The organism is Nocardia sp. NPDC051911, from assembly GCF_040681035.1.
Classification (GTDB): Bacteria; Actinomycetota; Actinomycetes; order Mycobacteriales; family Mycobacteriaceae; genus Nocardia; species Nocardia sichangensis.
Genome location: NZ_JBFAXY010000024.1, coordinates 124,567 through 133,952, shown reverse-complemented (window position 1 = coordinate 133,952; position 9,386 = coordinate 124,567). Strand labels below are relative to the sequence as shown.

General features: G+C 69.3%; 12 protein-coding genes. 11 read left to right on the top strand and 1 reads right to left on the bottom strand.

The genetic code is table 11. The annotated features are described in order from the left end of the window. The 11 genes from AB0L97_RS26795 to AB0L97_RS26745 form a co-directional block, all read left to right on the top strand. Positions 1 to 473 (top strand): hypothetical protein (locus AB0L97_RS26795; RefSeq protein ID WP_364434509.1); only part of this gene is annotated, 473 nt, incomplete at its 5' end. Between the two features lie 43 nt (positions 474 to 516). Beyond that, the gene (locus tag AB0L97_RS26790) at positions 517 to 1,167 is read left to right on the top strand and encodes a hypothetical protein (RefSeq protein ID WP_364434506.1); all 651 of its coding nucleotides are present in this window, start codon (positions 517 to 519) and stop codon (positions 1,165 to 1,167) included. Between the two features lie 145 nt (positions 1,168 to 1,312). Next, complete coding sequence (locus AB0L97_RS26785) at positions 1,313 to 2,143, top strand: methyltransferase (RefSeq protein WP_364434503.1); 831 nt, start codon at positions 1,313 to 1,315, stop codon at positions 2,141 to 2,143. Positions 2,144 to 2,193: 50 nt separating this feature from the next. After that, positions 2,194 to 2,766, top strand: a complete 573-nt coding sequence (locus tag AB0L97_RS26780) for a hypothetical protein (protein ID WP_043736941.1) — start codon at positions 2,194 to 2,196, stop codon at positions 2,764 to 2,766. 50 nt (positions 2,767 to 2,816) lie between these two features. Beyond that, entirely contained in the window at positions 2,817 to 3,254 is a 438-nt protein-coding gene (locus tag AB0L97_RS26775) for a hypothetical protein (protein WP_364434498.1), read from the top strand. A gap of 145 nt (positions 3,255 to 3,399) precedes the next feature. After that, positions 3,400 to 4,638 carry a hypothetical protein gene (locus tag AB0L97_RS26770; RefSeq protein WP_043736945.1) on the top strand — a complete coding sequence of 413 codons (1,239 nt, stop codon included), beginning with the start codon at positions 3,400 to 3,402 and terminating at the stop codon, positions 4,636 to 4,638. Between the two features lie 74 nt (positions 4,639 to 4,712). Continuing rightward, entirely contained in the window at positions 4,713 to 4,931 is a 219-nt protein-coding gene (locus tag AB0L97_RS26765; RefSeq protein ID WP_364434494.1) for a hypothetical protein, read from the top strand. Positions 4,932 to 5,008: 77 nt separating this feature from the next. Then, positions 5,009 to 5,320, top strand: coding sequence for a hypothetical protein (locus AB0L97_RS26760; RefSeq protein WP_364434492.1), 312 nt, complete (start codon positions 5,009 to 5,011; stop codon positions 5,318 to 5,320). A gap of 105 nt (positions 5,321 to 5,425) precedes the next feature. Next, positions 5,426 to 7,315 carry a ParB N-terminal domain-containing protein gene (locus tag AB0L97_RS26755; protein WP_364434490.1) on the top strand — a complete coding sequence of 630 codons (1,890 nt, stop codon included), beginning with the start codon at positions 5,426 to 5,428 and terminating at the stop codon, positions 7,313 to 7,315. A gap of 96 nt (positions 7,316 to 7,411) precedes the next feature. Further along, a complete protein-coding gene (locus tag AB0L97_RS26750) occupies positions 7,412 to 7,744 on the top strand; it encodes a hypothetical protein (RefSeq protein WP_043736954.1) in 333 nt (110 codons plus the stop codon). Further along, on the top strand, positions 7,741 to 8,628 hold the full coding sequence (locus AB0L97_RS26745) for a bifunctional DNA primase/polymerase (RefSeq protein ID WP_051047301.1): 888 nt from the start codon (positions 7,741 to 7,743) through the stop codon (positions 8,626 to 8,628). Before AB0L97_RS26750 ends, AB0L97_RS26745 begins: the two co-directional genes overlap by 4 nt. 332 nt (positions 8,629 to 8,960) lie before the next feature. On the opposite strand, the gene AB0L97_RS26740 is transcribed toward AB0L97_RS26745, so the two are convergent. After that, the gene (locus tag AB0L97_RS26740; RefSeq protein WP_364434486.1) at positions 8,961 to 9,167 is read right to left on the bottom strand and encodes a hypothetical protein; all 207 of its coding nucleotides are present in this window, start codon (positions 9,165 to 9,167) and stop codon (positions 8,961 to 8,963) included. Between the last annotated feature and the right edge of the window lie 219 nt (positions 9,168 to 9,386).

Sequence of the window (9,386 nt, the reverse complement as noted above, 5' to 3'; positions counted from 1 at the left end):
GCACCATCAGCAACCACATTCCGCAGTTCTACCGGAATACCCAGCACCCCAACACAATCGACACCCGCCCATCATCGAAAGTGGGACAGAGCCAATTTCTAGTAGTCCCATCACCGCAGGCGCTCACCACCGTCCTCGCGGCGGCGACGCGCGCAGAATTCCGCTACGTCGTCATCGCCAGACCCGAGGACACCACCCACCTCGACCGGATCGAGGGCATCACCGTCGTCACTCCCACCGATCTGCGGGGAGTCCTGAGCTGGCTCGAGTCGCTGCCCAGTGACCGGTCCGCACCCACCCCGGCCTCACTGGAGTCGCCCGGGATGCGCATCGCCCACAACCTCGGTCCTGGCCGGGTCCGCGGAATGCGGGCAGCCCTCAACGGTTCCGGCAGCGACGATCCCCCGGTCACCAGCTGCGGCCACGCCGATCAGAACGGGCCACACATCGAGTTCATCACAGACAACAGCTGACCAATCCCGCGCCCGTGTGGCGCCCGCTGTCGAGGAGACCAGCATGGGTTCGATCGGGTTCCAGGTGCCGGCGTCGGCCGACACCCACCGCTTCGTCCTGGACAACCTGCGCGAACACCTGCGAGATGGACACCGCATCGTGGCCCACTGCCGCACCGCACTCGGCACCGGCCGCCACGGCGGCTGGTCCTATGCCCTCTACGCCGCGATCGCCGACGCCACCACTACACCGGTGACAGTGTCGGCGCACGTGCTGCTCTACCTGCGCCACCACCGCGGCGGTGTGTCCGAGGTCGTCGTCAAGCACCTGCACGAGACCGAGGGACCCGTCGATCACCAGGGCGTCACCCGCCGGGTCCTGGATGCGCTCACACCCACTGAGCACCCCGACGCCTGCCGGTGGCGCGCCGAAGCGATCCGCCACCACCGCGCCCTCGCTGACGCCAGACGCCGCGCCCGCGACGCGGTCGGCGCGGTCATCCGGTTGGACCGCACCTATACCTACGGCCACGGCATCGGTGCCGTACGGCAGGTCGTCGTGTGCTCCCCGACCCTCTGGCGGCGCGCCGAGATCACCGACTCCGGGACCGTGACCGATAGTCCCCTGATGCGCGCCGCCCCAGGGTGGGCACTGCGTGAATTCGAGATCCTGCGCGCACCAGAGCAATCCGCGCCACACACCCCACGATCCTGAAACCCGCCGACGCCATCCCGGAACGCCACGGCCGCACCAGCGCCCCGGCGCGGCCCGGGGGCGGATCCGTTTCTACATCCATCCCTTTCGCCGAACCCCTGCCTGGGGTGCGGCGTCTTTCCTGTGTTCGGAGGTTGATGCTGTCATGGGCAGACTCACTCGTGCCGAGGCCACCGCGCATCGCGAAGCCCTCGGGTTGGCCGGTCTGCGCCGGGACCTGGACGAGGAGGAGAAACGCTTCGTTCTCACCCACTTCCAGGAATCGGCAAGCCATGGCCATCCGCTCGGGGGCGCGTTCTTCACCCCGCAAGATCTGGCCGACTGCATGTCCCTGGATGTGGTCGGCAACCGGGTGATCGACCTGTGCGCCGGGATCGGTGCGCTCGCCTTCGCCTGCCGCAACCTGCGCGAGCAGTCCAACGGGCTGCCCGCGCGGGAATTGGTGTGCGTCGAAGCCAATCCCGAGTTCGTGGCGGTCGGAATGAAGCTGGTCCCGGAAGCCACATGGGTGTGCGCCGACGTGTTCGGCATCGGGCGGCAGCGGTGGCGGTTGTTCGACACCGCGATCGCCAACCCGCCCTTCGGCAACCATACCCGTAGCGGCAACGCTCCCGGCTACCGCGGACCGCGCTTCGAGTACCACGTGATCGCCTTGGCCTCGCACCTGGCCCGCCACGGCGTTTTTCTGGTGCCGCAAACGTCGGCGCCTTTCCACTACAGCGGAGGCCAGGGGATGCTCGACGGGCAGGGTGACGCCGAATACAAGCGTTTTTCCTCCAGCACCGGCATCGCTTTGGAGCCGGGGTGCAGTGTCGACACCGCCTTCCACGACCCGTACTGGCATCAGCGTCCGGTCCGCACCGAGATCGTGCTCACCGAGTTCTCCGGCACCGCCCTCGCGCGTCGCCGCCGCGCCCGCGCCGGCGGTGCCGTTGCGCTGGCCGCGCCGTGGGATCGCCCCGCCCGTGCCAGCTGACCACGCCCGCCCATTCTTACTCGCCGTTCGGACAGGAGTCTGGATTCATCATGCCCACACCAGGTTTCAGCCTCAGCACCAACACCAACACCACCGACTACGGGGCCTCCTACACCCTGTTCGCCACCGATGAGGCACCCCTGACCGGGCAGGTGTTCACCGACATGGGCGAACATCCGGTGCTGGTCGACGGGATACCCGAACGCCGGTCGATGGTGATCGTGCGGTTCTTCGGTCTGCGCTCCCACGGTGAAGCGCTGGGCAACCCGCGGGTGCTGGCACGGTTCGTTCCCGGCGAGCCCGGACGCGGCGCCGCGGCGGCGGTGTGCCTGGGTGAGCCCGGCCGCCTGCACCTCGATCTCGGCCACCCACTCACCACCGCCGACCCCGACCTGCGTGAACTCGTGGCCGACACGGTCATCGAGATCACCGCCGAGTTCCTCACCGACGACCGCGCGGCACGGCACCGCCACCACTGCGCCGACCAGCGCCGCCAGGACGCCGCCACCGCGCTGGCAGCCATTGATGTTCTCCAGCAGCGCGGCTATCAGCGTCTGGCCGCCGCGCGCGCCGAGGCCGACGCCTCCTGGGCGCTCGTGCAGACCCTGCGCCAGCAGAGCTGACCACCGCGCGACCGCTGCCCACCGCATCGCAGCCCCGAGGAGATTCGACAGTGACCGACACCGACCTGGCTCTCACCCCTGCGGTGTTGTCCGACCTGCGTGCCGTACTGGCCTACGCACAGATCGGCGAAGAACGCGACTACGCCGAATGCGACCCGCAGGCCCGAGCCCATCACATTCTCCACCCGATCCGGCGCCTGTCGGCGTGGCTCGACGGCGCCGCGGCGGCGGAGAAGTCCTTCGCCTATATCCAACAGGGCGGCGCGAGCAACGAGTACTACCTCCACTCCTTCGACACCGCAGCCGAAGCCGAAGCCGGACGCCTGGACTGCGCCGGACCCGACGGGGGTTGCTTCAGCACCACCGCGATCGTGGCGATCCCCGCGCTCACCAGCGACCAACTCGACGCCGTCGAACAACTCATCCAGCACATCGACAACCTCGCCTACGCCGCAGCCGACGACGACAGGCTCGACCCTGCCTCCTGAGCCCTTCGGGCTCCCAGCACGCCTGAGCACGCCCAACGGCCCCGCGCCGACCGGTCCCCACGCTCCCAACCCTGCACACGCGACACCCGTCATCCCGGTGGGTGTCGCGTGTCGTATCCATCTGTCCGAGAAGGGAATCACTGAAATGTCGATCGCTTCGACTGTGCGTCACGCCGAGCTGGGCGACCTCGTCGCCCTGCTCAACGATCAGCAGGCCGCCAAACTCGACGTCCTGGCCCCCGCGTCGGCTCTGCGCGCCTGCGACGGATTGATCGAGCTGGCCGGGGTCGAGCCGGTACTCGATGACCGCGGTGTCACCCCCGTCGACGGCCTGTACCGCCCGACCGGCGCGGCCGACTCACACCTGGGGTCGAAGTTGAAGATCCCCGCCGGATACCTCAAGTCGCTGCGCGAGATCCAGCGCACCGATCTCTACGACGCCAACATCAACGGCCTGCTCCACGGACCACAGGACCCGCGCCTGCCCGGCGGGCCGGACGAGCGCTCGTTCCTGCTGCGGTTGTTCACCTCCGGCAAGCCGGATGAGCCGGGGGTGTTGCGGGCGGTGCTCTCGGACCGGTACGGGATCATCGACAACCTCGATGTGCTGACCGCCGTCCTCGACGGCATCCGCCTGGCCGATACCGATGTCACGGTGCGCTCGTGTGACCTGTCGGAGTCCTCGATGCACTGCAAGGTGTACTCGCCGAAGATCCGCGCGCTCGCCCCGACGTTCTTGGAGAACTATCGGACTCCGTTCGCCAATCCCGAGCTCGAGGCCGAGCGCCGGCGCGTGGCCGGGCAGATCGAGACCGGTCGCCGCCTGGCCGCACGGGAAGGCCGCGGCTACCGGCCCGGTAGCGAGCCGGTGGTGTTCGCGGGGTTGCGGTTCTCCAATTCCGAGATCGGCCACCACGCGGTCACGTTGAAACCGGAACTGGTGGTGGAAATCTGCGGCAACGGCTTGACGTTGCCGTTGTTCGCGTTCACCAAACGCCACGTCGGGGACCGCCTCGAGATCGGTGGCACCCGCAGCTGGTCGCAGGACACCCAGCGCAAACGTCTCGCGGTCATCACCGCCGAAACCCGCGACAAGGTCTCGGAATGGATGTCGCCGGAGTTCCTCACCGCCCGCATCGGTGAACTCGAGCGCCACGCCGGGACACCGGTTACCCAGCCCGAACGCACCCTCGAGGTCATGAGCAAGAAGCTCGGATTCACCGAGGACGAACGCTCGGGGATCCTGTCGCACTTCATCGCCGGGGGACAGCTGACCGCGGCCGGGATCGCCAACGCGGTCACCAGCTACTCCCAGACCATCCCCGACCCCGACCGCGCCGACGACCTCGACGACCTGGCCCTCACCGCGATGACCCTCGTCTGAACCCGCCGGACGCATCCGCGGTCACTCGATCCCTCCCCTCCCTGTCCCCGCCCCTGTCGAAGGAGTTGTGCCTCATGGCCGAGACCACCGTTCTGACCCGCGCCGAGTTCGACACCGCCGAGCACTTCGGTGCCGCCGGCGCGGTCACCGCGCTCGCCGACGAGACCGTGGCCCGATGGCGCGAGCAGTTCCCGGACTGGAAAGCCAAGCACTGGGGCTACACCGACCCCGAAGCCCCGCACAGTGCCCGGCACCTGCGCCCTATCAACGTCGCCCCCCGCACCAAGAAGTAACCCACGACCCCAAGCGAGCGCCACCACCGGTGCCCCCGTGCCCTGCCCTGTCACTTCCGGAAGGAACATCTGCGCCCGTGACGAAAAAGAAGCGAAAACTGGTCCTGCCCGCGAGCTTCGACGCCGTCGAGGACATCCTGGGCCTTGACGCCGAAGGCTGCATCGTCATCAGGTTCGGCACCGACCACACGACGGTGCTGACCCCCTGCTGTCACGCCAGCGGTAAAGGCAGCAGCGATTCGATCTCCGGGGTCGTGTGCCGAGCCTGCTACCGGGAAGTACTCCACAAACACGGCGGCATCGACGCGGAGATCGCGATTGCCCGCGACGACCTCGACATCGTCATCGACGGCGCACCCCCGCACCCCGCAGAACCCGACCGCGGGTAGCCGCCACCACCAACTCCATCCATCGAAGTCCCCTCCCAAGAGGCAGGGACCGGCCAGTCCAAAGCTGGCCGGTCCCTGCCTCTTTCACGATAGGAGCCCATCTCGATGCCCACCGACACCGACACGCCCACCACCGACCCCGGCCCCGACATCGACGAGCAGGCCCTCGCCATCCACCCGGTACCCGGTTCCGATCCCGCCAACACCGATACCGGCGGCTCGGACACCGGCGAGACCGACGCCGACAGCGCCGGGGAACCCGGTTCCCTCGACGGGTTGTGCACGGGCCCGACCGTGGATCCCGCCGTGCTCGAGATCGATGAGAACGTGCGCAAGACCTTCCGGCTCGAGGACCACCCGGACGTCACCGACTCCATCCGCGAACACGGAGTGCGGGACCCGATCTTGGTGATCCGGATGCCCGACGGGCGCCTGGTGGTGCGTGACGGGCAGGTCCGTACCCTGACCGCGCTGGCCTGCGAGCTGCCCGAGGTCCCGGTCTACATCCGCGATTTCGACCCCAGCGTGGACACCAGCGAGGCCGAGATCGAGCGCATCACCGAACAGATCACCCTCAACGACCGCCGAATCCCGCTCACCAACAGCGACCGCGCCGCCGGCATCGCGCAGATGCTCGACCTCGGCGCCTCGGTCACCCGCGTGGCCAAGGCGTTGCAGACCAAACGCGACGAGGTCAAACTCGTCGGCAAGGTCGGCACCTCGCCCACCGCACGCAATCTGATCGACGACGACCAGTACGACCTGGCCCACGCTGCGGTCATCGCCGAATACGAGAACGTCGGCGACTACGACGCGGTCCGCCGACTGCTCAACGTCCGCAGCGGTCTGTTCGACTTCGAGGCCAACCGGATCGCCGCCGACCGCACCGAACAACGCGCCTACCTCGCCAACGCGCTGCCCTACGCCCAGGCCGGGCTCGGGATCCTCACCGACTACCCCGACCTCGATCACACCGACACCGAGTTGCTGTGCGCGGCCGAGCTCGTCGACGCCGACGGCAACGCCATCGAGTTTGCCGACATCGCCGCGAACCCCAGGGCGTGGCTGGTGTGGATCGACGTCGACCAGGAACAGGTATGGGTCGAGGTCGGCACCGGCCATCTCGTCGATCCCGACACCGTGGACTGGGACACCCGCGACCAGCCCGACGCCGCACCCGCCGAGGGGCTGCGCCACGCCCGCGAGGTCGAACAGCGCGACCAGCTGCTGCCCGAGTACTTCCTGCCCCGCGAGCTCCTCGAAACGACCGGGTTGCGTGAACGCGTCGACACCGAACCCGACACCGAGGACGACCCCGATACCGGTGATGCCGGTGAGGGCGAGGACTCCGGCGAGCGCGGTAGCCGTTTCGGTCAGGTCGACGCCGAGCAGGTCGCGGCCGAGCGTCAGGCCGCCGCCGAAGCCGACGCAGAGGCCGCGGCGCAGGCGGCGGAGATCGAACGGGCCGCGCGGCGGCGGGTGCGTGAACTCAACAAGCTCGGGTTGGCCGCCAAAGCGACCCGTATCGAGTTCGTGACCCGGCTGCTGGCCCGTCGTACTCCGCCCGCGCAGGCCGCGGTGTTCCTGACCCGGTCGATGCTGGCCGACCCGGGGCTGATCAGCGAGTATCACGCCTTCGACTCCGCGCTGAAGCTGCTGGGCATCGAGGGCTACCGGTCCCGCCACGCCATGCTCGACACCCTTGAGACCATCAAACCCGCCCGTGCCCAGGTCGTCGCGCTGGCGTTGGTGCTGGGGGGCTACGAGCACCGCGCCGACAAGGACCTGTGGCGCTACGCCGACTCCGCGGTCCGGCGCTACCTGAGCTTCCTGCGCGAACTCGGCTACCCCCTCGTCCCCGTTGAACTCGCCGCCCTCGGCGAGATCAAAGCCATCGACATCGACATCGACAACCCCACCGCCACCGGTCAACCCGCCGACCCGGACGCGGCCTCCGCCGACGCCGACGAGCAGGACCTCCCCGCAGCGGCCTGACCGCCACGCCCCGCGGCTCCCGGTGCGCCCGAACCCCCCTTTCGGGCGCACCAGGGCCGCTTGCCGTCTTCGCGGCAAAGCTTCGAGGAGTCAGTTGTGCGCACCCCTGATGAACCCACCATCGATACCCTGGCCCGTACCGACACCGGATATCGCGCTCGCAGCCTGTGCCTGGTCGACCACCAACCCGCCGACATCACCGTCACCGTCGACGGCGACGGCCGCTTCCGTCACAGCGTGCGCGTCTTCGATCAGATGAGCTTGTCTTGGCATCTGCTCCTGCGCGCCGACCACCTCGACTACCCGCCCCTGCCCACCGATCCCGACCACCTCGACACCCTTGAGGCGGTGCGCGAGCGCATGCGGGTCCTCCACACGACCGCGGTGTGGATCGCCCGCACCGCCCGCCACGTCGGGCCACGCTGGTGAGCACCACCACGGCGCGGGCGCTGGACCCGCACGCGGTGGGCCTGGATCTGCGGGTGGTGGCTCTCGACATCGCGGCGCGCGGGTGGCCGGTGTTCCCGATCCGGCCCGGCGCGAAGAAGCCGCCGGTGTTCAAACGCTGGCCCGAGCACGCCTCCACCGACCCGGCCCGCATCCACCGGTGGTGGAACGAGGATCCGGCCCGAAACGTCGCGATCGCGACCGGCCCGGCCCGGTTGTGCGTGATCGACCTCGACCCCCGCCACATGACCCCGCCCGCTACCGGATTCGCTGACGCTCTCACCCGGCTCGCCACCCGCTTGACCGCGCCGGTGCCGGTGACGTGGACGGTGGCGACCCCGCACGGCTGGCACCTCTACTACCAGGCTCCCGAGACGCCGCGGTTGCCGTGCAGCGTCGGCCGTCTCGGGGACGGGATCGACACCCGTGGGCACGGCGGCTACGTCATCGCGCCCGGCTCCCGGACGCGTCACGGTGACTACATTGTCGCCGCCGATCATCCCGTCACCGAGCTACCTGCCGAGCTCGCCGTCGTGCTCACCCCGCCACCACCCGCACCCGCGTCGCGATTGCCTGCTGCCGCGACCCATCCCGATGCCTACCTCGCGGCCATCCTCGCCGGGGAAGCCCACCGCGTCGCCACCGCGCGAGTCCATCTGCGCAACCACACCCTGTTCCGCTCCGCGCTCGTGTTGGGACGGCTGGTGGCCGCCGACGAGATCAGCGAACACCACGCCCACGCCGTGCTCACCGACGCCGCCGCCGTGCACGTCGGGGTCGAAGGGTTCACCACCGGCGAAGCCGAACGCACCATCGCCAACGGCCTGCGTTACTCCCGCAGCCGTCCCCGTTACCTGCGGCGATGACCGCCGCCAGCCCTGGAAGGAGACCACCGGTGCCGGATCCGAGCGTGGAGGTCGTGGGGATTCCGTGACCCGTCCTCGCAGACCTGGGTGTCGGTGTATGTCGACGGCGTCGCGGTGGAGGGCCGGTCGGTGGTGATCGACGCCGGTCACGGCTGGGAATGGGACGACTGGCGCGAATTCCGTGACGCCACCCTGGCCGAGGCGAGCAGCCCGGCCTGCCGCGCGGAACTGATCGACGCCTTCGACGACCCGCCCGGCGGTGAATACGTGCTCGGCCGCGGCCGCACGCACTGGCTCGACGGGGTCGATCCCGAGGATCGACTCCCCTCCCGCTATCGGCTCACCGGACCGCGGGCGGTCGCGGTCACCGTGCCCGCCGCCACCGATATCGACGCCTTCGCGTTGACGTATCTGCGCGAGCACCTGCCCGAGGGGCACCGTCTGCTCCACCACGACCGCACCCCGGCCGTCGACGCGGTCGCGACCTGGGTCACGACGAGCTGGGAGACGGTGTTGACATCGGCGATCGCCGATGTCACCGGCGAGACCACCGCCCACCAGCTGCTCTACCGCGCCGCCCGCGGGACCGACACCGGCCGGGTTCGGGTCGAACTGGCCCACCGCCACGAAATCGAGGGCAGCGACTACTACCGCGGACTGGACCCGCGACTATTCACCCCGCTCACCCCCCGCCACCCGCAGCCGCGCGCGTCTGGCGGCACCTGGTCCAGCAATTCGCCGCACCACCGGCCACCAGC